The organism is Anaerotignum sp. (genome assembly GCF_030625865.1).
Classification (GTDB): Bacteria; Bacillota; Clostridia; order Lachnospirales; family Anaerotignaceae; genus Chakrabartyella.
Map to the genome: position 1 here is coordinate 155,260 of NZ_DAOUQB010000001.1, position 24,780 is coordinate 180,039.

The window sequence follows — 24,780 nt, forward strand, 5'->3', positions numbered from 1 at the left end:
ATCTGACAGGAGAACAAAAATATGTCACAAAAAGGCAATCAGGCAGTGAAGGCTGTCAGCTTAATGATGATTATAACATTGACAGGAAAAGTTCTTGGCTTGGTTCGAGAACAGTTTCTTGCCGCAAATTATGGCTTGGGAATGGAAGCATCGGCATTTATGGTTGCCAGCCGAATTCCCAGGACTTTTTTTGATGCGATTTTTGCATCGGCTATTTCAGCAAGCTTTATCCCTATATTTAATGAATATCTGAAAAAAAGAGGAAGGGAAGAAGCTTTTTCTTTGGCAAACCGATTTATTACGCTGATTTCCACGGTAACAGTGCTCATGATGCTTTTGGGAATGGTCTTTGCCAAACAATTTGTATGGTTATTTGCAATTGGCTTTGATGCCCAGACGGCAGAATTAAGTGTGTCCCTTTCCAGACTTTTGTTTCCTACTATTTTATTTACAGCCATGGCTTTCTCCTTTGTGGGGATTTTACAATCTCTGGATGAATTTAATATACCAGCGGCAATCAGCGTGGCATCAAATTCCATTATCATTTTCTATTTTATATTTTTCAACGATAAGTTTGGTATATATGGTTTGACTTCTGCCTTTTTAATTGGCTGGGCCATGCAGGCATTTATTCAAATTCCGTCTCTACAAAAAAAGGGTTATTGGTACAGACCGAATTTCCATTTTCGTGACGAGGGTCTGAAAAAAATAGGAAAGCTAATGTTACCGGTTATGATTGGTACTTGGGTGCAACCCATTAACTTTATGATAAACTGTCGTTTTGCCTCACAGCTTTTTGACGGCAAACAAAAGGTAGCGGCATTGGAATACGCCAACAATTTATATACCATTATTGTAGGAGTATTTGTTTTGGCTATTGCCAATTTGATTTTCCCTAAACTTTCCCGTATTTCTGGGGAAGAGGATAAAATTGAATTTGGAAATACGATAAAAGTTACATTACGTTCGATGATGTTTTTATTGATTCCTATGATGGTTGGGATGATGGCGCTAAGCCGTCCTTTGGTGGCACTTATTTATGAAAGAGGTAATTTTGGTGCAGACGGAACCCTTTTAACCTCCTCTGCGCTTTTCTTCTTTTCTCTTGGTGTTATGGGTTATGGAGTACAAACAATTTTAAGCAGGGCTTTTTATGCCAATCAGGATGGGAAAACACCCTTTTATTCCGGCGTTGTATCCGTCGTAACCAATGCAGTGTTATGCCGATTGTTCATAGAGTCCATGGGTCTTGGCGGGTTAGCCTTAGCAGCGGCAGTTTCATCTTTAGTTGCTGCGCTGGTGCTTTTGGTGCCTGCCATAAAGCGCTACCCTGAAATAATAGACAAAAAACTAGTTATGAGTTTTGGTAAGATGGCTATGTGCGCTGGGGTGATGCTGATTTTTGTACTGGGAAGTTTTCGTTTCTTGGAACCCAGAGTGGGAGCGGGACTGATCGGCCGTTTTCTTGCTCTAGGCATTCCTACGGGTGTTGGTGCCTTTGCTTATATTATGATGGCGTTTGTTTTAAGGATTGATGAGGGGCGAATGGTATTTTCTACCCTTGGAAAGCTGAAAAACCGAGGAGTTTTAAAAACTGAAGGTAGTCAAGGAGGCAGAAAAGAAAGAAAGCAGAGAGGATATTTGCGTATGTTCCAAAGGATTTCCTGGATAATTGAAGACAGTTTATGCTATAGGGTATTAGAAAAAATAATTATAACAATCATGAATATCTGGATGGGAAGTTTTACCTATGCCTGTTATCGCAGCATTTGTGACAGGGTGGGCAATGCTTTTTGGCAAAGTGGTATTTTAGGCTTTTTTCGAGCAAATTGGGATGCTGTACTGGGGAGCTGGCAGGGAATTATTCCCAAAACCTGGCGCAGACTGACGGTACTTTCGGGGAAAGCTGTGAAAGAGCGAAAAAATCCCTTTGCGTCAGCACTGGCAGAGAGTTTTTTCCTACGGCTGTTTAACCAGAATTTTATTATTTTGTGTTTATGTGCTATCGTATTTGCCATTCCTATTTTGCCTACCATGCTTTTGGCGTTGCTTTCCCTTGGCACTCTGGGGGTTTATATCCTAAATCTTTTTATGGGACGCATTCGGGTGCAGAGAACAAGCTTGGTCAGTGTTTTCCTTGGACTTTTTGGTGGTTGCTTTATTTATGGCAGTCTTACAAGTTATCATTTTCCCAAATCTTTGCAGGTTATGGCGATTTTCTTGATTTTTATGTCTATGTTTTTTGTTGCCAAGGATTGTGTTGACACAGAAGAAAAACTGGATTTTGTTCTTTTTGTAATGATTTCAACGGGTGTTTTGATTGCCCTTTATGCTGTATATCAATATGTAGTGGGTGTTGAAATGGATGCCGCTTGGGTGGATGCGGAAAGCTTCAATATCCGTACCCGTGCCTATGGAACATTCAATAATCCCAACGTTTTAGGGGAATATTTAATATTAATCGGGTCTTTGGCGGCAGGAATGCTTTGGAAGGTACGCAATTGGTTTGGAAGAATTTTCTATGCAGGTTGTTTCGGCGCTATTTGTTTGGGACTTTTGGCTACAAACTCCAGAGGCGCAATGCTTGGTTTGATGTTTTCGGCGGGGTTATTTGTGCTTTTAGCGGAGCGCAGGTTGATACCCTTGGGATTGGCTGGACTTGCTGCTATGCCCTTTGTTTTGCCGGCATCTCTTTGGGCAAGACTGGCAAGTTCCTTAACCATGAGCGATTCCTCATCACAGTATCGTCTTTCCATTTATCAGGCGGGACTTGATATCGTAAAACAGTATTGGCCCACCGGTATTGGCGTAGATGCTTTTAATCAGGTGTATCCCTTGTTTTCCTTAGAGGCAGCCAATGCGTATCATGTACACAATTTATTCCTTCAGGAGTTTATTGAATTGGGTTTCCTTGGTTTTATTATTTTAATTTTCCTATGTTTCCTCTTTTTTCAAAAGCTATATAGCAGTATGAAAAAAGTTCCAAAACGATTTCTGATGCTTTTGGCAGCCTTTTTCGGAGGGTTTGCTGGATTACTATTACAAGGAATGACGGACCATATTTGGTTTGATTATAGTATTGTTTTGCTATTCTGGTGCTTTCTTGGCATAGGCATGGCAAGTGTGAGAGTGGGTGAAAAGCAGTGGAAAAAAGAAAAATAAAGGTGTTTCATGTTTTGACCGACCGCAATGTAGGCGGTGCAGGTAGATGGCTTTTAAACTATTTGAAACATCATGACCGAGATCAGTTTGATGTATGGGTTATTTTACCCAGCAACAGTGCGTTGTACCCTGCGGTGACAGCATTGGATGTGGCGGTCATTCCTATGAAAGATATGGCGGACAAATCCTTTGACAAAAAGGCGGGAAAAGCCCTTTTTCAATTGTTTCAGGAAGAAAAACCGGATATTGTCCATACCCATGCCAGTCTGACGGCAAGAATGGCGGCGAAGAAGGCTGGCGTGCATAAGATAATCAATACGAAGCATTGTATGGAATCGGCTCCAGGGTCACTACCAAAGAAAATTGCAAGAAGAATGTTGAATAAGAGATATAGTGATATAATCATTGCTGTGAGCAAGGCGGTAAAGCACAGCATGGTAGCTGGTGGAACAGACCCTAAGCAGATTGTGACTATTTTCAACGGGATAGATGGGATTGAACCAATTTCCCAAGAAGAAAGGGCGGAAATTCTTTTGTCCTATGGCGGTAACCCGGATAAAAAAGCAGTGGGGATTGTGGCTAGGCTGGAAGAAGTAAAAGACCACAAGACATTTTTGCTTGCTGCCAAAGAGGTTTTACGGCATCACCAAGACATCATGTTTTATATTATCGGTGACGGTACGCTAAGGGATTCTTTAGAAGAAGAAGCAAGGGCGTTGGATATTTATGGAGATATCATTTTTACCGGGTTTGTAAAAGATGTGGAGAAAATAGAAGGAGCACTGGATTTAAGCGTAATTACGTCGAAGCAGGAAGCCCTTTGTTTGTCGGTGATTGAGTCTATGAGTGCGGGAATTCCTGCCATTGGTACGGACAGCGGTGGTGTGAATGAAGTGATCCGCCATGGTGAAAATGGATATCTTGTGTCGGTGGGAGATTGGAAGGCATTGGCAGAACGGATTTTAGAAGTCCTTGCGAGTGAGGAGAAACACCTAAAATTTGGTGAGAATGCAAAGGCTTGGGTACAGGAAAATTTTACTGCCCGAAAAATGACGTCAAAGATTGAGAGACTCTATTTGGAGGAAAAAAAATGAGAAAAAACAGAAAACTATTTGGGATATTCAATATAGTGGATATCATATTAGTTCTCCTTGTCATTGTGGCGGGGGTCATTGGTTTTAAACTGTTTATGGGCGGCGGTCAAGAAAGTGCTACTGCAACGAAAACATATACCTACGTTGTTGAGGGGCGAGAAGTGTTGGATGAAACAGCCCAGATGCCTGTAGTGGGAGAGAAGGTCTTCAACAGTTCTACCGCTGTATATTTAGGGGTTGTGAATGAGGTTACCTCTGTACCCTATAATGAGATTATTTATAGCAAGGAAATTGGGGCATATCAAAAATTACCCGTAGATGGATATAGTGACATCTTACTGACTATTGAAGGCAATGGGACAGAAACGGAAAAGGACATTACTGTGGAGGGTACTACGGTTAAAGTCGGCATGGAATTAAATGTGAAAGGCAAAGGATATGCTTTCAAGGGGTTCGTTGTCGAAGTAAGGGATGGTGAATAAGGATGACCCAAAGAAGACCAAATGTGGTAGATATATTGATTTTACTGAGTTTAGTAGCTGTGGTCGTTTTGGCTATTTTAAAATTAGGTGTGGTAAATCATATGGAATCCTCTAAAGCTGAAGAGGCAGGGACTGCGACAACATATACCGCTTTTGTGGACAAGGTGCGAATGCCTACGGTGAATGCGCTGCATGAAGGGGATTTGATTTTTGATGATAAAACAGGAGTTTGCATCGGAGAAATAAAAACCGTTTCCTTTGAGCCTTTGGTTTATAATTTACCTGATGGTTCCGGCGGTATGGTTCGGGCAGAGTATCCTGACTACTATCGAGTAACAATGACTATCGAGGGCTCTGTCCTTGAAAAAGAGGATGGATATTTTGTGGATGGTGTTGTGGAGTTGAAGGTGAACTCTGAAATGGACGTTTTTACAAAGTATGCAAAACCTACAATCAAAGTTACAAATATTGAGATGTGACAGGCGGGGTGGATATGAAGTATAAGGTATTAATGGCTTTAATGGGGTTGGAAATTGGTGGAGCCGAAACGCATGTGGTGGAGCTTTCAAAGGAATTAAAGAAACAGGGATTTGATATTGTTGTGGCTTCCAACGGCGGTGTATACGAAAAAGAGTTGGCAGAGGTGGGAATTAAGCATTACAAGGTACCCATGAATCAGCGAAACGTATTAAAAATGATAAAATCCTACTTTTTATTGAAGAAAATAATACGTAAAGAAAAGATCGATATTGTGCATTCCCACGCAAGAATTCCCGGCTTTATTTGCGGATTGTTATTTAAAAAAGAGAGATTTACATTTGTTACTTCAGCCCACTGGGTATTTTATACGGGAATGGGTTTGAAATATTTAACAAACTGGGGGCAGAAGGTTGTTGCAGTAAGCGAGGATATACGTAGGTATTTAATTGAGAATTACCATGTACGCAATGAGGATATTTTTGTAACCATTAATGGGATTGATACAGATAAGTTTTCCCCTAAAACAGATGGCAGCAAAATTCGTGAGGAATTTGCTCTGAAGAAAGAGGAACCAACTTTGGTTTATGTCAGCCGTATGGATGAAAGCCGTGCTTTGGTGGCAAGACAACTGATTGCCCTTGCGCCGGAGCTTGCGAAGGTGATTCCCGGGCTTAGAATGATAGTCATTGGCGGCGGTGACGTTTATGATGAACTTTTGGAAAAAAGCAATGAGGCAAACAGAAAAATCGGCAAAAAATGTATTACAATGACTGGAGCCAGAACGGACATTAACGAATTAGTAGCAGTGGCAGATGTTTTTGTTGGTGTGAGCCGTGCGGCGCTGGAGGCCATGGCTGCGGAAAAGACTACCATAGTTGCCGGTAACGAAGGTTATATCGGTATTTTCGGCCGGGACAAGCTGGAACTTGCCCAGGAGAACAATTTCTGTTGCCGCGGATGTGAATTATCCACGGAAAAGCAGTTATATCAAGATGTGGTTTATGCTTTTAATCAAATGACGAAAGAACAGCGTCAGCAGGTGGGTGCCTATGGCAGAGAGGTTATTTTTCAATACTATTCCGTATCGAAAATGGCGTTGGATTGTGTAAAGGCCTATGATACGGCATGGAAGGAAATGCATACAACACAGTACCATGTGGTTATGAGTGGTTATTATGGTTTCAACAATACAGGTGACGAAGCAATTATGATTTCCATGCATAAGAACATTCAGGATATGGGGGATAACTACCACATTACCGTACTTTCCAATAATCCTGCGGGTACCAGAGAAAAATATGGCATTGAAGCGGTATATCGTTTTGGTTTTTGGGAGGTCTTGCGTGCAATTAAGGGCTGTGATGTTCTTTTAAGTGGCGGCGGTTCTTTGCTACAGGACAGTACCAGTACCCGTTCTTTAATGTACTACCTTTCTATTACAGTTGCGGCTAAGATGATGCGAAAAAAAGTAATGCTTTATGCCAATGGAATTGGCCCAGTTTCGGGAAAGCGAAATAGACGATTGGTAAAGCAAGTTGTAAATCGTGCGGATTTAATTACGTTGCGGGAAGAAAACTCTTATGAGGAATTGCTTTCCATGGGTGTCAATGGGAAAAAATGTTTTGTAACAGCAGACCCTGTATTTACAATGGATTGCATCTCCAAAGAGGAAGCTAGAACGCTTTTAGAAGCGGAAGGAATTCCTTTGGACAAACCCTTGGTTGTGGTTTCTGTGAGAAACTGGAGAGAAATGGATCGGTTCATCGACCGTTTTGCCAAGCTATGCGATACCATTGTTGAAGAGTATGATAGAACCATCGTTTTTTTAGCAATGCAGATGCCAAATGATATTACAGTGAGCGAAAAGGTTCGCAAGAAAATGAAGCAGAATGCTCATATATTACGAAATAATTACTCTCCTTATGAGATTATGGGAGTTATCAGCATGGCTGATTTCATTTTAAGTATGCGCTTGCATACCCTAATATTTGCTGCACGGCAAAAAGTACCCCTTGTGGGATTTATTTATGATCCAAAAATTGAGTATTATTTGGAAAAACTAGAGATGCCAAGCGGAGGTAAATTAAAAGAATTTGATATGGGGAAAACTTTGGAAATGGTGGATGACATTATCCATAACAGAGGGAAATATATTGAGATTTTAGAAGAGAAGGAAGCATTATTGGAAGGACAGGCACACCAGAATGAAAAATATTTGGCGAAGCTTTTAAGGCATGGAAGAGGGCGAAAATAATGAGAAAAATCACGCAGGTTTTAAATGTACCCTTTGATGCAGTCACAATGAAAGAAGCAGTGGCAAGGGTGAAGGTACTTATGAATGGTGAGGGCCAGCATTTTATCTGTACACCAAACCCGGAAATTGTCATGGACGCCCAGAAGGACAAGGAGTTAATGTCTATTTTGCGGGAGGCGGACATGGTGGTGCCTGATGGAATCGGTGTAGTCTGGGCATCAAAATACAGCTCCATTCGTTTGAAAGAACGGGTTGCCGGATATGATTTAACTCAAAATCTTTTTAATGAATTTGCAGGAACGGATAAAACGTTTTACTTTTTTGGCGGAGCACCAGGCGTTGCGGCGGATGCAGCCAGAAAAATGAGGCATAAGTATCCGGGCCTTAAAATTGTAGGGTTGCATAACGGATATTTTGATGGGAAAGAGGAAAAAAAGATAATTCATGACATAAAAAACTTATCTCCGTCCATACTGTTAGTAGGACTGGGAGCACCAAAGCAGGAAAAGTGGATCTATGATAACATGCGTCTTCTTGGTGCAAAGGTTTCCATTGGCGTAGGCGGAAGCTTTGATGTTATGGCGGGAAATGTAAAACGGGCACCGAGACCATTTCAAAAGCTTGGTTTGGAATGGTTTTACCGTTTGATTACGCAGCCCACCAGATGGCGAAGAATGATGCGCTTACCAATATTTGCTTTCACAGTCCTGAAAACGAGGAAGCGGAGATAACATTATGTCTGAAAAGAATATAGAGGATTTGGTTTTAAGTATATGCGGTACATTAATCATGGCGGTAGGGATACAATGCTTTTTAGAGCCGGCGCATTTGGTTGCGGGGGGCGTAACGGGTATTGGTATTATGCTGAATGCGGTAACAACGGAACGATTTGGGATTCCTACCCCTCTTTGGTTTGTGAATGTGACTTTAAACTTCCCTCTTTTTCTTGCAGCTTGGAAGATGCAGGGAGGTCGATTTGTTGGGAAAACAATTATGACCTCTCTTTTATTTTCATTTATGCTTTTTTTAGTTCAGGGTATTAATTTTTATACGGGGGATCTAATATTATCATCGGTGTACGGCGGTGTGCTGGTGGGGATCGGACTTGGGTTGGTGTTGCGATGCGGTGCAACAACAGGCGGGGTTGATTTGGCGGCATACCTAATGCAGATGGTTTGGCATAGACCATCCATTTCAAAAAAAATATTCATTATGGACTCAGTGGTTATTTTTTCCGGTATGATTATGTTTGGGAGCATTAACGGTTTATATGCGATTCTTTCTGTATTCATAACGGAAAGATGTACCAAATGGGTCATAGAAGGGGGCGAGGCCGTAAGGGGGGCTATCGTGATTTCTGACAAGGCCAAAGAAATCGGTGGAATATTAAATTTGAGATTGAATCGAAATGTAGTTGCATTTTGCACAAAAGGTACCCTTGGTCAACCAGGGGAGGAAATCCTATTTTGTATTTTTTCCCAGAAGGAGATCCAAGCGGCAAAAAGCATTATCATGAATATTGACCGAAAAGCCATTTTTTTACTTACGGATATTCGGGAAGTTTTAGGAGAAGCTGCAATCACAAAGTAAAAAATACTAAGATTTTTATTTAGCTGCGCACCGAGATAAATACAAAAAACATAGTGGGTGGTACAGTTTAAATAAAAAAAACAAGCCATTTTTATATAAAATTTATCTTTAAAGAGAATTTGTATGTTTTTTTTGCAAATTCCCTTTATTTTTTTGTGATTTTATTATAAAATGTGTTTAGGCTATTTTATCAATAGACAAAGAGGTTACTTTTCGTCATATTTTACAGGCTAGCGGGTAAATTAAGGTTGGCTGATTTTTTAGGATAAAGAGGCATAAAAATACGAGTTTGAGGTGAGCGCGCAATGATTTCCAATCAGATTTTGCAAAGTACAATTGATGGTTTAAAAAACATCACACGCAAAGAGTTAAGTGTAGTCGAAAAAGAAGGGAAAGTAATCGCCACAACAGAAGAAAACATGATCGGCCGACAGATTGATGCAGTTGAGAATTTTATTAGCTCTCCTGCCGAAAGTCAGTTAATTTTGGGATATCAATATTTCAAAATCTATGACAATGGTGTGCCCGAGTATGTCATCCAGGTAAAGGGCGAGGATGAGGCAGGTTACCAGATTGGTAAAATTGCTGCTTTCCAGATTCAAAGTTTACTGGTTGCCTACAAGGAAAGATATGACAAAGACAACTTTATTAAGAATTTACTCCTCGATAATTTGCTTTTGGTTGATATTTACAGCCGTGCGAAAAAGCTACATATCGAAAACACTGTTCACCGCATCGTTTATTTGATTGAAACAAATATTGATAAGGAAATGAATGTTGTTGAGATAGTAAGAAGTATTTTCCCGGCGAAAACCAAGGATTTTGTTACAGCTGTAGACGAGCATAGCATTATTTTGGTAAAAGAATTAAAAGATAAAGAGTCTTCTGAAGATATTGATCGCATTGCCAAGAGTATTGAAGAAACCCTGAATGCGGAAACGAATAGTCGTGTTTATATTTCCAGCGGTACCATTGTTAGTGATTTAAAGGATGTTTCTCGTTCCTATAAAGAAGCAAAGATGGCTTTGGAAGTAGGAAAGATTTTTGAAACAGAAAAATATATCGTAAATTACGAAAAATTGGGAATTGGTCGTTTGATTTATCAATTACCTTTGCCCCTTTGCCGTATGTTTATCAAGGAAGTACTCCATGGTCTGACGATGGATGATTTTGATGATGAGACATTGGCAACGGTAAACAAATTCTTCGAAAACAACTTGAATGTTTCAGAAACAAGCCGTCAGCTATATATCCATAGAAATACTCTGGTTTATAGATTGGACAAGCTTCAGAAAATGACAGGCTTGGATTTAAGAAACTTTGATGATGCAATTATTTTCAAGATTACTTTGATGGTAAGCAAATATATGATTTATATGGATAAGATGGCGTATTAAGGGCTTTTTAATTTCATCTGAAAAATTCTTTTTTAATATGGATCAGTATTAGTAATAAAGCAGGTATTTTTTGGTAGGTTATACCACAAAGATACCTGTTTTTTTGTGGCGGTTGGGTTTGGGAAAAGTTCGAAAAATGCCTGAAACAATGATGATTTCGATAAATAAGGATTGAAATATTTCTAAAAATAAATTTCGAGTAATTTTTTTCCCTAACAAATTTTTAATAAATTCGCAAAAACCATAGGGTTGTTCACCACTGTATTTTATGCTATACTGGATGATGCATTATAAAAGAAAAAGACGAAATATGAAATATTTGTTCATATTTTCTTAAAATTTTGTAGGAAAGGAAGATACGTTAATGATTTGGCTCAATAACGTAACGAAAACATACCCAAATGGCTCTCGCGGTGTGGAAGATTTAAATTTACATATTGAAAAGGGAGATTTTGTGTTTATTGTTGGCTCCAGTGGTTCGGGGAAATCTACCCTAATTAAACTCCTTTTAAAGGAGTTAGAGCCTACGTCGGGGGATATTACAATAAACCGTGTAAAAACAAATGAATTAGGCAGGAATCAAGTTCCTTATCTTCGCCGTAACTTAGGCGTTGTTTTTCAGGATTTTAGGTTGTTACCCAATAAAACGGTATATGAAAATGTTGCATTTGCAATGCGAGTAATTGAAGCACCTAACCGTATTATTCGCAGGAATGTTCCGGCAGTGTTGGCCTTGGTTGGTCTTGGCAAAAAGGGTAGGAGTTATCCCAATCAGCTTTCCGGTGGGGAGCAGCAGAGAACTGCTTTGGCCAGGGCAATTGTAAATAATCCTCCTATTTTAATTTGTGACGAGCCTACAGGAAACCTTGACCCTGAAACGGCGTGGGGGATTATGCAGCTGTTAGATGATATTAATAAACGAGGAACTACCATTGTAATGGCAACCCATGCAAGGGATATTGTGGATGATATGCAAAAAAGAGTTGTTACATTAAAGCAAGGACATATTGTTAGAGATATTAAAAAAGGTGGTTATTGTGATGAGGCCTAGTACAATTAAATATTTTTTAAGAGAAGGCCTTAGCGGATTAAAGAAAAACCTACTGATGACAATGGCATCTATTGTAGCAGTTATGGCTTGTATTTCTATAATGTCTTTTTCTTATTGTGTTGCTTCAAATTTACAACATATACTACAGCAGATGGAAGATTCCATTGGGATTTCTGTTTTTATAGGAGGTAATCCTACCAGCCAGGAAATTGAGGACATGAAAAGCAGGATATCAGAAATAGACCATGTATTGGATGTTCAATATATTTCTCCCGGGGATGCATTGGAAGAGTTGAAAGCCGACTGGGGTGCAGATGAGGATATTTTTGTGGGATTGGATGATTCCAACAATCCACTGTCCCATTCTTTTCAGATTACTTTAGACAAGATTGAAAGTCAGAACAGTGTTTTGGATGCCTTGAAGGGAATTGATGGCATTGATAATATTCGCCATGGGCAGACAGAAACAGAGCTGATTATGAAGGCCAGCAGGGTATTTAATATTGCAGGAGTTTTAGTAATGCTGATCTTAGGTATTATTTCTGTTATGATTATTATGAACACCATTCGAATTTCTGTTGTAAACCGAAGAGTTGAAATCAACATTATGAAGTACGTTGGGGCAACGGACTGGTTTATTCGATGGCCGTTTATTATCGAGGGCGTGATTATTGGTGTGGTTGGTGCAATCATTCCTCTGCTGATAGGAATACCCATCTATGCAAAGGTTATTAGTGCTTTATACAGTTATTTCCCGGTAATTAAAATCATTCAATTTAGGCTTGTGGGGGATATTTTTATTGTGTTATTCCCTATGGCATTGCTCTTTGGAATCCTTTTGGGAATTATCGGCAGCGTAACATCTATTCGTAAACATTTGCGGGTATAAATAATAGGAACCATCCTGTCGGGAGGGATTTTTAGGAAGGTATGGCTTTGGCAAGATTTTGCAAGGCATTTCCTGAAAGGAACTTGGATAGGGTGGTTTTTGCAATTTGTGTTGCGGTATGTTTTTCATTTAATATTCATAGGATAAAAGAAAGTCGTAAGAGAATGAGGCGAGAAGATTGAAGAAAAAAGATTTCTGGAAAGGATTTGGCGCTGCGATAGCGGTGATGGTGGTTTGTGTATTGGTTTGGAGAACTGCACTGGTTCAGCAGTGGATACCTTGGCAGTATTTACCTTTTGACATAGGAATGTCAAAGTCAGCAAAAATGAATTTAGTGGAAGACTTTTTAGACAAATATTATGTGGATGATTATGATAAGGACATGGTAAAAGAGGGGATGTATGCGGGGATGTTAGCCGGTGTTGGCGACAGGTATACATACTATTTAACGGCGGATTATTTAAAACAGTACTTAAGGAATAATAATGGTCATTTTGAAGGAATAGGTGTGAAGGTATATCAAACAGAAGACGGCGAAGTCACTGTATATGCGTTGATGGAAGGATACCCTGCGGAGCGTGCCGGTATTCTTGAGGGAGATGTGATTACAAAAATCGATGGTACGGATATTTCCGGTCTTACGCTCAATGAAATTGCAAACAAAATGCGTGGGCCGGTAGGCAGTACGGTGGATATTGAAGTTTCACGCCAAAGTGATGGATCGAACCAATCATTTACCCTCAAACGGGAGGATATTGTTGAAAAAAGCGTTGAAGGAAGAATGCTTGACGATGAAAAGGGGTATATTCGTATCAGCGGTTTTAAAGAGAATACATATGATCAGTTTATGGAGGCTTTAAATGATTTGCAATCTCAGGGGATGAAAGGGCTGGTTTTAGATTTAAGAAATAATCCCGGGGGATTGGTGCGAATTGTTTATCGTATTGGGGATGAGCTTTTACCTGAAGGGGTTATGGTATATACTGAGGATAAGAATGGAAAACGGGAAGAGCTTATTTGTGATGACAAATATTTAGATATTCCCATGGTCGTTTTGGTGAACGGGAATAGTGCCAGTGCTTCTGAAATTTTTGCGGGGGCAGCAAAGGATACGGGAGCAGGTACCTTGGTAGGTACACAAACATTTGGCAAAGGCTTGGTACAACGGTTATTTACCTTGCCTGACGGCTCGGGTTTAAACATTACAATACAGAAGTATTTTACACCAAACGGAACATCCATTCATGGAACGGGAATTACGCCAAATGATGTTGTTGAATTGCCGAAAGAATATGGGGATGGAGATACAGTTCCACAAGACGAAGATACACAATTAAAGGAAGGTATTCGTATCTTGGAGGAGAAAATTTAAAGAAAAAGAAAAATTAAAGCATTTTTTGTAAAAACATCTTTTCAGAATACTTGCTTTCCAGTATACTTAAAGAAAAATAGGATTTTAATTGACAAAGGAGCGTCACGATGTTCAACTTTATGAGTTTTGGCGAAAATATAGGTATTGACTTGGGGACCGCAAGTGTACTGGTTTATATCAAAGGGCAAGGGATTGTAATTCGAGAGCCATCAGTGGTTGCCATTGACAAAGATACCAACAGTATTATGGCTGTAGGGGAAGAAGCAAGGCGGATGCTGGGTAGAACACCCGGTAATATTGTGGCAATTCGTCCGCTACGAGAAGGTGTTATTTCTAATTATGATGTGACGGAAAAGATGTTACAATATTTTATTGAAAAGGCTCTTGGAAAGCGTTCTTTTGTAAAACCTACCATTGCTGTTTGTGTGCCCAGCAGTGTAACGGAAGTGGAGAAGCGTGCTGTTGAAGATGCAACAAGGCAGGCTGGTGCGAGACGCGTTCATATTATAGAAGAACCCATTGCTGCTGCCATTGGGTCAGGGATTGATATTTCAAGAGCATGTGGAAGTATGGTGGTGGATATTGGAGGAGGAACGACGGATATTGCGGTGATTTCTTTGGGAGGGGCAGTAGTAAGCCATTCCTTAAAAATAGCCGGTGATAATTTCGATGAAGCCATTATTCGCTATATGAGAAAAAAGCATAATATATTAATAGGCGAACGTACTGCAGAAGAATTAAAAATTGAGATTGGAACTGTTTTTGAACGTTCTATGCCTGTAAGTATGGATGTTAGAGGACGTAATTTAATTACGGGTTTGCCAAAAAATATTACGGTTACTTCCGATGAGATGTTGGATGCTTTGCTTGAATCGGCTTTGGCGATTACGGATGCAGTGCATAGTGTTTTGGAGCGTACGCCGCCAGAATTGGCTGCTGATATTTTTGAACGGGGGATTGTCATGACCGGTGGCGGCAGTCTATTATATGGTTTAGATAAATTAATACAAAGTAAAACGGGCATAAACGCAATGGTAGCCGAAGATGCTGTAAGCTGTGTTGCGATTGGAACAGGGCGGTATATTGAATTTATGGCTGACAATACCGGGGAAGAGAAAAAAGAAAAAATGAGATTTTTTTCAAGATAAAAAAAAGCAATTATAAGAAATTTTTCTTATAATTGCTTTTTTTGTGGAAATGATAACAGAATAGGACAAATGAAATATCAGCTTATCAAACAAGGCCACAGAAAATGGGTGTCAATAAAAGAGTGAATGTTTATGATTTAGTGCGATTAAAAGAAAGATGTATAAAACATCCAAGTTAATTTAAAAAAATGGATTTTTTTTGTCATATTTTATTATAAAAAAGGCGTATTACGTCAAAAAAAATATAAAACGTTTTTTTGCATAATTTATAACGGGAAAATTTGTGTAAAAATAAAGATAAAACTTCAAAAAAATACTACACAAAAGAAAAAAGTGTGTTATAATATCATCGTAAAACACGGTGATTCATGTTTTATTGTTCAAATAAATCGAAAAATCACCTGGTTTTTTATGAAAAGATGCCTCAAAGGCGAGGTAGTCTTTTAGAGATTTACGTTAAAACAAGGTTAAAGAAAAGACAAATGTAGGAGGCAATGAGTTATGAACGCTTATATGGCAAGTGTAATCGAACAGGTTAAAAAACGCAACGCTGGTGAGCCTGAATTCATTCAGACAGTAGAAGAAGTATTTCACTCTATTGAAAAGGTAGTGGAAACACATCCTGAATATGAAAAAACAGGTTTGTTGGAAAGAATAGTAGAGCCTGAAAGAGCTGTTTCTTTTAGAGTTACATGGGTTGATGATGCTGGCAAAGTGCAAGTTAACCGTGGTTTCAGAGTACAGTTTAGCAGCGCAATTGGACCTTACAAGGGCGGTCTTCGTTTCCATCCTTCCGTATATATTGGTATCATCAAGTTCCTTGGCTTTGAACAGATTTTCAAAAACAGCTTAACAGGATTACCTATCGGTGGCGGTAAAGGTGGTTCCGACTTCGATCCTAGAGGCAAGAGCGATATGGAAATCATGAGATTCTGCCAGGCTTTCATGACAGAACTTTACAGACACATTGGTCCTGACGTTGACGTACCTGCTGGTGACATTGGTGTTGGTGGTAGAGAAATCGGTTTCTTATATGGACAGTATAAGAGAATCAAAGGCGTTTGGGAAAACGGCGTTCTTACAGGTAAAAACCTTGAATTTGGTGGCTCTTTAATCAGACCTGAAGCTACAGGTTTTGGTGCTACTTACTATGTAAACGAAGTATTGACTCACTTGGGTGATACAATGAAGGGTAAGACAGTAGCAGTTTCCGGTTTCGGTAACGTTGCTTGGGGTGTTTGCCAGAAAGTAGCTGAATTAGGCGGTAAAGTTGTAACAATCTCCGGTCCTGACGGCTATGTATATGATCCTGATGGTGTTTCAACTCAGGAAAAAATTGACTATTTAGTAGAAATGAGAGTTTCCGGACGTGACCGTGCTCAGGATTATGCTGACAAATTTGGTTGCAAATTTGTTGCTAAGACAAAACCTTGGGAAGTAAAAGTTGATATCTGCATGCCTTGTGCGACACAGAACGAAATCAACATGGATGAAGCTCAGAAAATCATCAACAACGGCACAAAATACTACATTGAAGTTGCTAATATGCCTACAACAAATGAAGCATTGACATTCATTCAGAGCAAGGGCTTAGTTGTTGGTCCTTCCAAAGCTGTTAACGCTGGTGGTGTTGCAGTTTCTGCATTGGAAATGGCTCAGAACTCCATGAGATATAACTGGTCTGCTGAAGAAGTTGATGCAAAATTGAAAGGCATTATGAAGAATATCCACGCTGTATCTGTAGAAGCAGCTGAAGAATATGGTTTGGGCTATGACTTGGTAGCAGGCGCTAACATTGCTGGCTTCAAGAAAGTTGCTGCTGCAATGATGGCTCAGGGCTTGGTATAAGATAGTCAAGCTTTAAGTTTGGGATGTCAAAGGTGTCATCACAAATATTGAACGGTTTCAAAAAATCGGTTTAATTAAGGGTTAAACAGATGAAGAAGATGAAAAAATAGGTTGATTCCTAATAGATTACACCCCTGCGTTTTTGTGGGGGTGTTTTTTTAGGTGATTTAAGGTGAAAAGATATTTTTTAACTGATGTTTAGCAAAAAGCTTTATGTGAAGCGTAAAATGTTAATAGAAATTGCATAAAAATGCAAGAATAAATCTATCAAGGATATGTTTGATTAAGATGATTGACAGGAGATAAGGCGGTTAAAAGTGGTATTCTTAGAATAAATTAGTCGTTGCAATAAGCAAATGTGATGAGAAAATTTAACATTATTGTAATTGAACGTAAGACTACCTGACAGAAAAAATTTCTTAAAATTAAAGTGAATAGAATATTTTGTACAAAGGAAATGAACAATAAGGAAATGTTCTGTGATAAATGGCGAAACAAAAAAAGTGAGCAAACGCTCACTTTTTTTAAGTAAAAATTATTCGGGTTTAATTGCACCTGTAGGACAAGCACCAACACAAGTACCACAATCGATGCATTCAGCAGCTTTAATTTCAAAAACGCCGCCAGCTTCAACGATGCAGCCTGTTGGACATTCGCCAGCGCAAGCGCCACAACCAATACATTCAGGTCCGATTTTGTGAGCCATTATAAAACACCTCCTTCTTCATTCTACAATGCCTATTGTATATCAAAATATTACATTGTGCAAGGAATATTTCACTTTTTTTAAAGAAAAAAATATGAAAAAGTGTAATTTTATACAATAAACTGAATTCATTATTATTTTAGCATTATAAGAATAATTGAGGTATTTAAAACTTTATTTTTCTAATTTACATTATTAAATTGCGGTATCTCTGAGATTCACTACTTTGTTTGATAAGGAAGTATATGAATTATATGTTAAGGTGCAGAGATATGGAGGTAAGCAAATTGAATGAATATGTTTCTTGAATAAGGGTTTGGGAGTGATCTACTTTCATAAAGCATTCGTTTTGCACCAGTTTTATCCTATTAATAAGGAAAGGATTAGTAGCGTGGTTTTCTTTGATATGAAAATTTATTAATGCCGTACTATTTAGAAGTTTTTATAGGAGTTGCGATATTAGCATTGAAGCAGCAATTTACTTAAACAATATTGTTGGAAAAAAATTGATGATGTGGGTACTAATAAACCTGGGGTGTTTAACTAGAAAAGACAGGAAGATTGAATTTTGTCGACTTTTATGATATGATATTTCGGTATATGAGGAGCAAGGGGGATGAATAATGCATTACAGCTTTCATACAAAAGGGATTTGTGCCACAAAATTGGAATTTGATGTGGAGGATGGTGTAGTAAAAAACGTATCTTTTTTTGGAGGGTGCGATGGTAACCATAAAGGGTTGGCAGCATTGGCAGAAGGAATGACGCCTGATGAGGCTGCAAAAAAATTGAAAGGTATTACTTGTGGGACGAAAAAAAGTAGTTGCCCGGATCAGTTATCAGTGGCACTGGAGGAGTTCATGAAAAATCAGTAAAAGAATCTGATATACTACAAAATATACATGTTCTCAGAAAAAAGCAGATTTTTCACGAATTGTTATTGACATAAAAAGAGACTTGTGTTATTCTAAGTCTGAAGACGCAGGTCTTTTTTTTATGTACAAAAAAATATCATCAGTAACGGAGGTGGAAATCTTGAGAACAAGGATTACCTTAGCCTGCACAGAGTGCAAACAGAGAAATTACAGCACTACCAAGGACAAGAAAACTATGCCTGACAGAATGGAAATCAAAAAGTATTGTAAGTTCTGCAAAGCCCATACATTACACAAAGAAACAAAGTAAGTAAGGGAAATTCCGAAAAAGGAAGTGAACGTATGGAAGAAAAGCAAAACACCAACCAAACGAATGAAACAAAACAAGCAAAGCCTAAGCAAGTAAAGAAAAACAATGACAGAGATGGCTTCGCAGACTACAAGGCAGAATTTAAGAAAATTATTTGGCCCAGCCGTCCTGAAATTGCGAAGAAAACGTTTACCGTTATTGTTACTTCCCTAATTCTCGGTGTTATCATTTTCTGTATGGATTCGGTATTTTCAGCCGGATACAGTGCGATTATCGGACTTTTGGGTTAAAACAAATCGAGTAGAAAAAGGATGGTATTATGTCTGAAGAAATCAACAAGCCAGAAAAAATCAAAACTTCCGCCGAATCAAGATGGTATGTTGTACATACCTATTCAGGGTATGAAAACAAAGTAAAAGCCAATATTGAGAAAACGGTTGAAAACAGAGGAATGCAGGATCAAATTCATGAGATCAGTGTGCCTTTGCAGGATGTTGTTGAAATTAAAGATGGACAGAAAAAAACTGTTCAGCGCAAAGTATTTCCCGGCTATGTGCTGATTAAAATGATCATGAACGATGAAACGTGGTATGTAGTCAGAAACACAAGAGGCGTTACAAGTTTTGTGGGTCCCGGTTCTAAACCAGTTCCATTGACCGAAATGGAAGTTCGAGCTATGGGCATTGGTGGCGAGGTGGAAAATCTGGATGTGGCATTGGGCGATTCCGTTCGTGTTGTTTCCGGGCCTTTTGCGGATTCTGTTGGTCAGATCAAAGAGATCAATACCAATAAGAAAATCGTCATTGTCAGTCTTTCCATCTTCGGCAGAGAGACTCCGGTTGAGCTTGATTTCACTCAGATCGACAAGATTTAAAGTCAACGTTTCATAAGGCGGCAAGTCCGCTAGGTGGGAGGGAAAATCCCCGCTAATTACCACATTTATAGGAGGTGCCTATCATGGCAAAAAAAGTAACAGGTTATATCAAATTACAGATTCCAGCAGCGAAGGCAACACCCGCTCCTCCTGTTGGTCCTGCTTTGGGTCAGCATGGTGTGAATATCATGGGCTTTTGTAAAGAATTTAATGAAAGAACAGCTTCTCAGGCAGGTTTAATTATTCCTGTAGTTATCACTGTATATCAGGACAGAAGCTATACTTTTATTACAAAAACACCCCCCGCAGCAGTTCTTTTGAAGAAGGCTTGCGGCATTGAATCCGGTTCCGGTGTACCTAACAAAACAAAAGTTTCTAAAATTTCCAAAGCAAAAGTTATGGAAATTGCAGAGTTGAAAATGCCCGACTTGAATGCGGCGAATATTGATACTGCTTATAGTATGATTTGCGGTACAGCAAGAAGCATGGGTATCGTTGTTGAAGAATAATAGCCGACTGATTTGACGGCAGAAGTGGGAGGGAATTCTCCCGATATTACCACATAAGGAGGTCACGAAAGTGAAAAGAGGAAAAAAATATAACGAGGTTGCAAAACTCGTTGACAAGGCAATGCTTTACGATGCAAATGACGCAATCGAATTGGTACAGAAAACTTCTGTAACAAAGTTTGACGCAACCGTAGAAGCACATATTCGTTTGGGCGTTGACAGCAGACATGCTGATCAGCAGGTTCGTGGTGCCGTTGTTCTTCCACACGGTACAGGTAAAACAGTTCGTGTATTGGTATTTGCAAAGGGTGACAAAGCAGAAGAAGCTTTAGCAGCCGGCGCTGATTTCGTAGGAGCAGAAGATTTGATCCCCAAAATCCAGAATGAAAACTGGTTCGGTTTCGATGTTGCTGTTGCAACACCTGATATGATGGGCGTTGTTGGTCGTTTGGGCCGTGTATTGGGACCTAAAGGCTTGATGCCTAACCCCAAAGCCGGCACTGTAACAATGGATGTTACAAAGGCGATCAATGATATCAAAGCAGGTAAGATTGAATACCGTTTGGACAAGACAAATATTATTCATGTTCCCGTAGGCAAGGTATCTTTTGGTTCCGAGAAATTGGAAGAAAACTTCCAGACTCTGATGAGTGCTATCATAAAAGCAAAACCTACAGCAGCTAAGGGTCAGTATTTGAAGAGCGTTGTTATAACAACAACAATGGGCCCTGGTGTAAAGGTTAACCCTGCGAAAATTTCTGAGTAATCTCAAAGAAAGTTCTTGACGGAAACGTGTTTATCTTATATAATAAACAAGTTGAAAAGAAACAACCGAATAGTACCGTAGACAGCAGGTGCAAAGTTTTGCGTAAATCCTGCCGAGGAGATTGCTGAAATTGAGCTATAAGCCTCTTTGTCTATGTGCAAAGAGGCTTTCTTGATTTATATAAGGATTTAAGGAGGTGTAGATATGGCAAAGATTGAACAAAAGCAGGTCATCGTAAATGAAATTAAAGAAAAGCTGGACAAAGCAGCTTCCGTAGTAATGGTAGATGCTAGAGGCTTGACTGTAGAACAGGATACAGTTCTTAGAAAACAGCTGAGAGAAGCAGGTGTTGACTATAAGGTTTACAAAAACACAATGGTACACTTTGCAATTCAAGGCACTCAGTTCGAAGGGTTGGATGAGTACTTGGCTGGCCCCAGCGCATTTGCATTTAGCTATGAAGATGCTACAACAGCAGCAGCTGTCTTAAACAAAGTAGCAAAAGATGCAAAGGCTTTGGAATTCAAAGCAGGCGTTGTGGAAGGCGTTGTATATGATGCAGAAGGCATGAAGCTTGTTGCAGACATCCCTTCCAGAGAAGTATTGCTTTCCAAATTGTTGGGCAGCTTCAAAAGCCCTATGTCCTCTTTCGCACGCGTTATCGATCAGATCGCAAAGAAAGATGCGACAGCAGAATAATTTAATGCAACAAAGAATTACCTTTATTGGTAAGTGGAAAATAAAAATATCCTAAAATTAATCGGAGGTGCTTTAAAATGGCAAAATTGACAATTGAAGAAATTATTGCAGCTGTAAAAGAACTTACAGTATTAGAATTAAACGACTTAGTAAAGGCAGCAGAAGAAGAATTCGGTGTATCCGCAGCAGCAGGCGTAGCAGTAGCAGCAGGCCCTGCAGCAGCAGCAGCTGAAGAAAAAACAGAATTCGATGTTGAATTGACAGAAGTTGGCGCTGAAAAAATTAAAGTAATCAAGGCTGTTCGTGAAGTAACAGGTCTTGGATTAAAAGAAGCTAAGGAAGCTGTAGACGGCGCTCCTAAGGTTCTGAAAGAACAAGCATCCAAAGAAGAAGCTGAATCCATCAAAGCTAAATTGGAAGAAGTAGGCGCAAAGGTTACATTGAAGTAATTAAAAGCCAGAAGAAAACCCCTAAAACATTATGTTTTGGGGGTTATTTTTTATTTGAGTGTACTCTTACAACAGCACCAGAATAACACTGAAAAGTGATGCATAAGAAACGAAATAAGGCAATGCATAATGCCTTTGTTTTTGAAACCGTGTATAGTATAAAAAATATGAGCTTTTGAAAAAAATATTTTAAAGGAAAGTGCTTGTACAAGCTTTAAAGGCGTATTTGAAGACATTTATCCGTGTTATAGTGTTTTTCCATGGAAGACACTCCAAACAAGCCAATTTGGTGTTTTTTTAGGACATGAGAGAAGTTTGATAGGCCGATGCTATTGTAGGATTCAGTTGTAATCATTTTGGGTTGGCTTATACATAATAGTTTGTCAAATCTTAAATAATATGAAAAAATAAATAAACCTTTTAATTTGGGGTAATTTCTAACCAATATTAAAAGGTTTATCAGGTTATAGAGAAAAAATTGTAGGGCTTTGAGACGAGAAATCCACAATGAAAGCCATATTAAAAGTAATAAAATTATCCGGCTTTTTGTTCTAAACGCAATCTATCCGCAATTAACGCAATAAATTCACTGTTAGTAGGCTTGCCTTTATGGTTATTTACGGTGTATCCAAAGAGGGCATCGATGGCATCAACCTTCCCTCGATTCCAGGCTACTTCAATGGCATGGCGAATTGCACGTTCTACACGAGAGGGTGTTGTATTACATTTCTTTGCAATAGAAGGATAGAGCTCTTTGGTGATATAATTTAAAACATCCATGTCATTAACGCTCATAATAATTGCTTCCCTCATATAGTGATAGCCTCGAATATGAGCAGGAACACCAATTTCATGTAAAATATTTGTGACTTTTGTTTCCAAATCATAATTTAACACAGGTAAGGGCTGATTAAAGGAGGGAATACCGCTTTTAATCAAAGGTTTTTCCTGTAATAACTGCCTGATGCGTTGGGTAAGTGCATCCATGTCAAAAGGTTTAACCATATAGTAAGAAGCACCCAAGTCTAAAGCTTTCTGAACAACTTTGTCTTGGGAGAGAGCTGAAAGAATGATGGTTACTGGTTGATGGATATCATTATTTTTCTGCAATCTTTCCAAAACGCCAATTCCGTCCAAACGAGGCATGATACCATCAATAATTGCGATATCCGGTTCTGTATCTCTAATTTTGTTCATGGCATCGATACCATCAACGGCAACTGCGACAACAGTCATATCATCTTGTTTACTTAGATGACTTGCAATTACATCGCAAAAATCCTTATTATCATCAGCTAACAGCACTTTTATTTTATTTTGATTCAAAATGATCCCTCCGATTGTTGTTTGATGAATGAATATGCAAATAATACTTGCTTTTGGGATGATTATAGTACAGGAATTTTCTCATGGCAAGACGTTTTCGCCAGACAAATTCAGACTGAAAATTTAACAAAGTTGTAAAAAGTTGCACTGTTCTTATTGGGGAATATTACCCATGCTGATTCGTGGAGATTCATGGCAGGGGGAAATAAGGGAAATGAAGAAAAATGGCGTGTTTTGTGGTGGAAAATACGATATTTTTCTTGTCGAGTTTTTCATTTTCCTCAGGAAACTAAGATAATTTCTCCTAAATAATGTTAATTAAATAATTAGTAAATGGAAAATACTAGTTAATATTTTTAATATAAAGCGGTAAAAATTTAACTTAATTGAAATATATTTTATTGTTTTTTTTTCGTTTTTATGACGTAAATTAAGAAAAAAGTAATAATTATTGTGAATTTTGGAGAATATTTATACGAACACACCATAATTAGCAAAAATTGCTGAGATAGAGCGGAATATGGAGGAAGATAAAAGTAAACCCCAAAAAAGGGACGAAAACGGCTAGGAAAAAACGAAAATGTTTTTTCTTAGCCGTTTTATAGTATTTTTTAGTTACTCATTATGAAGCTTTTGGTAAATTGCATCCGTTAAAGCCCCAAATTCTTGAATACCGAGAGCTTCTCCTCGTATTCGCGCATCCCAACCCAAAGATACAATAATTGAGGTTAATTCTTCTTTAGACAAATTTAGTTTTCCTTGGTTATTTAAGCCATTAAGCAAAGTTTTTCGCCGTTGTCCAAAAGCGCATTTTACCAAATGGAAAAACAAAGATTCATCTTTGGTTGATATTTTACGCTCAGGCAGCACTTTAAGGGTAATCACAGCAGAGGCTACTTTCGGTTGCGGCATAAAGCAAGAAGGTTGCACGATCATATCCAAATGAGCGTCGCAATAATATTGTACTGCAATAGATAAAGCACCATATTCCTTTTCCTTTGGACCTGCCTGCATACGTTCGGCTACTTCTTTTTGAACCATAACTGTGATAGTATCGATGTGACGTTCCTTTTCCAACAAGTCCATAATAATTGGTGTGGTAATGTAATAGGGAAGATTTGCCACTACCTTAATTGCTTTACCGCTATTTTTTTTCTCGATGATGGCATCAATGTCAGTCTTTAAAATATCCTGATTTAAAATTTCTACATTATCATAGGTGTCTAGGGTTTGTTTTAAAATTGGAATCAGCGTTGTGTCAATTTCAACAGCAACAACTTCTCTTGCATTTTCAGCCAGAATTTGGGTCAATGAACCGATACCCGGGCCAATTTCCAATACGCAGTCTTCTTTTGTAATGCCAGCACAGTTAGCAATGTTTTCCAGTATGTTAGAATCTATCAAAAAGTTCTGTCCAAAATTTTTCTTGAAAGAAAAACCATTTTCTTCAATAATTTGTTTGGTTTTTGACGGGGTAGAAATTCTTTCTGTCATGGTAT

24 protein-coding genes and 1 other annotated feature are annotated in these 24,780 nt (G+C 38.7%); of the genes, 21 read left to right on the forward strand and 3 right to left on the reverse strand.

What is annotated here, in order from left to right; translation table 11 throughout:
• The first annotated feature begins 21 nt into the window (after positions 1–21).
• From murJ to gdhA, 13 genes are all read left to right on the forward strand, one after another.
• Positions 22–3,162, forward strand: a complete 3,141-nt coding sequence (gene murJ / locus P9Q65_RS00695; RefSeq protein ID WP_304507153.1) for a murein biosynthesis integral membrane protein MurJ — start codon at positions 22–24, stop codon at positions 3,160–3,162.
• Positions 3,144–4,256 (forward strand): glycosyltransferase, encoded by a 1,113-nt coding sequence (locus P9Q65_RS00700; protein WP_304507154.1) that lies wholly within the window; start codon positions 3,144–3,146, stop codon positions 4,254–4,256. The genes murJ and P9Q65_RS00700 overlap by 19 nt, the downstream gene beginning before the upstream one ends.
• Positions 4,253–4,738, forward strand: a complete 486-nt coding sequence (locus P9Q65_RS00705) for a DUF4330 domain-containing protein (RefSeq protein ID WP_304507155.1) — start codon at positions 4,253–4,255, stop codon at positions 4,736–4,738. Before P9Q65_RS00700 ends, P9Q65_RS00705 begins: the two co-directional genes overlap by 4 nt.
• A gap of 2 nt (positions 4,739–4,740) precedes the next feature.
• Positions 4,741–5,217: a DUF4330 family protein gene (locus P9Q65_RS00710; protein ID WP_304507156.1), complete on the forward strand. Its 477-nt coding sequence runs from the start codon at positions 4,741–4,743 to the stop codon at positions 5,215–5,217.
• 14 nt (positions 5,218–5,231) lie between these two features.
• Positions 5,232–7,472 carry a polysaccharide pyruvyl transferase CsaB gene (gene csaB / locus P9Q65_RS00715; RefSeq protein WP_304507157.1) on the forward strand — a complete coding sequence of 747 codons (2,241 nt, stop codon included), beginning with the start codon at positions 5,232–5,234 and terminating at the stop codon, positions 7,470–7,472.
• The gene (locus tag P9Q65_RS00720; RefSeq protein WP_304507158.1) at positions 7,472–8,203 is read left to right on the forward strand and encodes a WecB/TagA/CpsF family glycosyltransferase; all 732 of its coding nucleotides are present in this window, start codon (positions 7,472–7,474) and stop codon (positions 8,201–8,203) included. Before csaB ends, P9Q65_RS00720 begins: the two co-directional genes overlap by 1 nt.
• A 4-nt stretch (positions 8,204–8,207) precedes the next feature.
• Positions 8,208–9,062 (forward strand): YitT family protein, encoded by an 855-nt coding sequence (locus P9Q65_RS00725; RefSeq protein ID WP_304507159.1) that lies wholly within the window; start codon positions 8,208–8,210, stop codon positions 9,060–9,062.
• Between the two features lie 305 nt (positions 9,063–9,367).
• Positions 9,368–10,459, forward strand: a complete 1,092-nt coding sequence (locus P9Q65_RS00730) for a PucR family transcriptional regulator (protein WP_304507160.1) — start codon at positions 9,368–9,370, stop codon at positions 10,457–10,459.
• 364 nt (positions 10,460–10,823) lie between these two features.
• A complete protein-coding gene (gene ftsE, locus P9Q65_RS00735; RefSeq protein ID WP_304507161.1) occupies positions 10,824–11,510 on the forward strand; it encodes a cell division ATP-binding protein FtsE in 687 nt (228 codons plus the stop codon).
• Positions 11,500–12,399, forward strand: coding sequence for a permease-like cell division protein FtsX (gene ftsX, locus P9Q65_RS00740; protein WP_304507162.1), 900 nt, complete (start codon positions 11,500–11,502; stop codon positions 12,397–12,399). Before ftsE ends, ftsX begins: the two co-directional genes overlap by 11 nt.
• A 178-nt stretch (positions 12,400–12,577) precedes the next feature.
• A complete protein-coding gene (locus P9Q65_RS00745) occupies positions 12,578–13,771 on the forward strand; it encodes a S41 family peptidase (RefSeq protein WP_304507163.1) in 1,194 nt (397 codons plus the stop codon).
• 107 nt (positions 13,772–13,878) lie between these two features.
• On the forward strand, positions 13,879–14,919 hold the full coding sequence (gene mreB / locus P9Q65_RS00750) for a rod shape-determining protein MreB (RefSeq protein ID WP_304507164.1): 1,041 nt from the start codon (positions 13,879–13,881) through the stop codon (positions 14,917–14,919).
• A gap of 501 nt (positions 14,920–15,420) precedes the next feature.
• Positions 15,421–16,767 carry an NADP-specific glutamate dehydrogenase gene (gdhA, locus tag P9Q65_RS00755; RefSeq protein WP_304507165.1) on the forward strand — a complete coding sequence of 449 codons (1,347 nt, stop codon included), beginning with the start codon at positions 15,421–15,423 and terminating at the stop codon, positions 16,765–16,767.
• Between the two features lie 535 nt (positions 16,768–17,302).
• Here the strand turns inward: gdhA and P9Q65_RS00760 are convergent.
• Positions 17,303–17,473, reverse strand: a complete 171-nt coding sequence (locus P9Q65_RS00760; protein ID WP_304507166.1) for a DUF362 domain-containing protein — start codon at positions 17,471–17,473, stop codon at positions 17,303–17,305.
• Positions 17,474–18,096: 623 nt separating this feature from the next.
• On the opposite strand from P9Q65_RS00760, the gene P9Q65_RS00765 reads away from it, so the two are divergent.
• The 8 genes from P9Q65_RS00765 (at position 18,097) to rplL (ending at position 21,955) form a co-directional block, all read left to right on the forward strand.
• Positions 18,097–18,348: a TIGR03905 family TSCPD domain-containing protein gene (locus P9Q65_RS00765; RefSeq protein ID WP_304507167.1), complete on the forward strand. Its 252-nt coding sequence runs from the start codon at positions 18,097–18,099 to the stop codon at positions 18,346–18,348.
• Between the two features lie 160 nt (positions 18,349–18,508).
• The gene (rpmG, locus tag P9Q65_RS00770) at positions 18,509–18,658 is read left to right on the forward strand and encodes a 50S ribosomal protein L33 (RefSeq protein WP_066052538.1); all 150 of its coding nucleotides are present in this window, start codon (positions 18,509–18,511) and stop codon (positions 18,656–18,658) included.
• 32 nt (positions 18,659–18,690) lie between these two features.
• Positions 18,691–18,948: a preprotein translocase subunit SecE gene (gene secE, locus P9Q65_RS00775; RefSeq protein WP_304507168.1), complete on the forward strand. Its 258-nt coding sequence runs from the start codon at positions 18,691–18,693 to the stop codon at positions 18,946–18,948.
• A gap of 29 nt (positions 18,949–18,977) precedes the next feature.
• Positions 18,978–19,532 (forward strand): transcription termination/antitermination protein NusG, encoded by a 555-nt coding sequence (gene nusG, locus P9Q65_RS00780; RefSeq protein ID WP_304507169.1) that lies wholly within the window; start codon positions 18,978–18,980, stop codon positions 19,530–19,532.
• A gap of 83 nt (positions 19,533–19,615) precedes the next feature.
• Positions 19,616–20,041: a 50S ribosomal protein L11 gene (rplK, locus tag P9Q65_RS00785; protein WP_066090155.1), complete on the forward strand. Its 426-nt coding sequence runs from the start codon at positions 19,616–19,618 to the stop codon at positions 20,039–20,041.
• A 70-nt stretch (positions 20,042–20,111) separates the two neighbouring features.
• Positions 20,112–20,807, forward strand: a complete 696-nt coding sequence (rplA, locus tag P9Q65_RS00790; RefSeq protein ID WP_304507170.1) for a 50S ribosomal protein L1 — start codon at positions 20,112–20,114, stop codon at positions 20,805–20,807.
• Positions 20,808–20,864: 57 nt separating this feature from the next.
• Positions 20,865–20,989: a sequence feature (ribosomal protein L10 leader region), on the forward strand.
• 22 nt (positions 20,990–21,011) lie between these two features.
• Positions 21,012–21,506, forward strand: coding sequence for a 50S ribosomal protein L10 (rplJ, locus tag P9Q65_RS00795; protein ID WP_304507171.1), 495 nt, complete (start codon positions 21,012–21,014; stop codon positions 21,504–21,506).
• A gap of 86 nt (positions 21,507–21,592) precedes the next feature.
• Entirely contained in the window at positions 21,593–21,955 is a 363-nt protein-coding gene (rplL, locus tag P9Q65_RS00800; RefSeq protein WP_304507202.1) for a 50S ribosomal protein L7/L12, read from the forward strand.
• Positions 21,956–22,489: 534 nt separating this feature from the next.
• On the opposite strand, the gene spo0A is transcribed toward rplL, so the two are convergent.
• Both spo0A and rsmA read right to left on the reverse strand, forming a co-directional pair.
• Positions 22,490–23,281: a sporulation transcription factor Spo0A gene (gene spo0A / locus P9Q65_RS00805; RefSeq protein WP_304507172.1), complete on the reverse strand. Its 792-nt coding sequence runs from the start codon at positions 23,279–23,281 to the stop codon at positions 22,490–22,492.
• 615 nt (positions 23,282–23,896) lie between these two features.
• Positions 23,897–24,775 carry a 16S rRNA (adenine(1518)-N(6)/adenine(1519)-N(6))-dimethyltransferase RsmA gene (gene rsmA / locus P9Q65_RS00810; protein ID WP_304507173.1) on the reverse strand — a complete coding sequence of 293 codons (879 nt, stop codon included), beginning with the start codon at positions 24,773–24,775 and terminating at the stop codon, positions 23,897–23,899.
• Between the last annotated feature and the right edge of the window lie 5 nt (positions 24,776–24,780).

What these genes read in the sequence shown, in the direction of transcription:
- ftsE (WP_304507161.1), top strand. Translation starts at nt 10,824, where the DNA reads ATGATTTGGCTCAATAACGTAACGAAAACATACCCAAATGGCTCTCGC.
- P9Q65_RS00705 (WP_304507155.1), top strand. Translation starts at nt 4,253, where the DNA reads ATGAGAAAAAACAGAAAACTATTTGGGATATTCAATATAGTGGATATC.
- murJ (WP_304507153.1), top strand. Translation starts at nt 22, where the DNA reads ATGTCACAAAAAGGCAATCAGGCAGTGAAGGCTGTCAGCTTAATGATG.
- rplK (WP_066090155.1), top strand. Translation starts at nt 19,616, where the DNA reads ATGGCAAAAAAAGTAACAGGTTATATCAAATTACAGATTCCAGCAGCG.
- P9Q65_RS00730 (WP_304507160.1), top strand. Translation starts at nt 9,368, where the DNA reads ATGATTTCCAATCAGATTTTGCAAAGTACAATTGATGGTTTAAAAAAC.
- csaB (WP_304507157.1), top strand. Translation starts at nt 5,232, where the DNA reads ATGAAGTATAAGGTATTAATGGCTTTAATGGGGTTGGAAATTGGTGGA.
- P9Q65_RS00710 (WP_304507156.1), top strand. Translation starts at nt 4,741, where the DNA reads ATGACCCAAAGAAGACCAAATGTGGTAGATATATTGATTTTACTGAGT.
- nusG (WP_304507169.1), top strand. Translation starts at nt 18,978, where the DNA reads ATGTCTGAAGAAATCAACAAGCCAGAAAAAATCAAAACTTCCGCCGAA.
- rplJ (WP_304507171.1), top strand. Translation starts at nt 21,012, where the DNA reads ATGGCAAAGATTGAACAAAAGCAGGTCATCGTAAATGAAATTAAAGAA.
- gdhA (WP_304507165.1), top strand. Translation starts at nt 15,421, where the DNA reads ATGAACGCTTATATGGCAAGTGTAATCGAACAGGTTAAAAAACGCAAC.
- P9Q65_RS00765 (WP_304507167.1), top strand. Translation starts at nt 18,097, where the DNA reads ATGCATTACAGCTTTCATACAAAAGGGATTTGTGCCACAAAATTGGAA.
- P9Q65_RS00725 (WP_304507159.1), top strand. Translation starts at nt 8,208, where the DNA reads ATGTCTGAAAAGAATATAGAGGATTTGGTTTTAAGTATATGCGGTACA.
- P9Q65_RS00720 (WP_304507158.1), top strand. Translation starts at nt 7,472, where the DNA reads ATGAGAAAAATCACGCAGGTTTTAAATGTACCCTTTGATGCAGTCACA.
- mreB (WP_304507164.1), top strand. Translation starts at nt 13,879, where the DNA reads ATGTTCAACTTTATGAGTTTTGGCGAAAATATAGGTATTGACTTGGGG.
- rsmA (WP_304507173.1), bottom strand. Translation starts at nt 24,775, where the DNA reads ATGACAGAAAGAATTTCTACCCCGTCAAAAACCAAACAAATTATTGAA.
- ftsX (WP_304507162.1), top strand. Translation starts at nt 11,500, where the DNA reads ATGAGGCCTAGTACAATTAAATATTTTTTAAGAGAAGGCCTTAGCGGA.
- P9Q65_RS00760 (WP_304507166.1), bottom strand. Translation starts at nt 17,473, where the DNA reads ATGGCTCACAAAATCGGACCTGAATGTATTGGTTGTGGCGCTTGCGCT.
- secE (WP_304507168.1), top strand. Translation starts at nt 18,691, where the DNA reads ATGGAAGAAAAGCAAAACACCAACCAAACGAATGAAACAAAACAAGCA.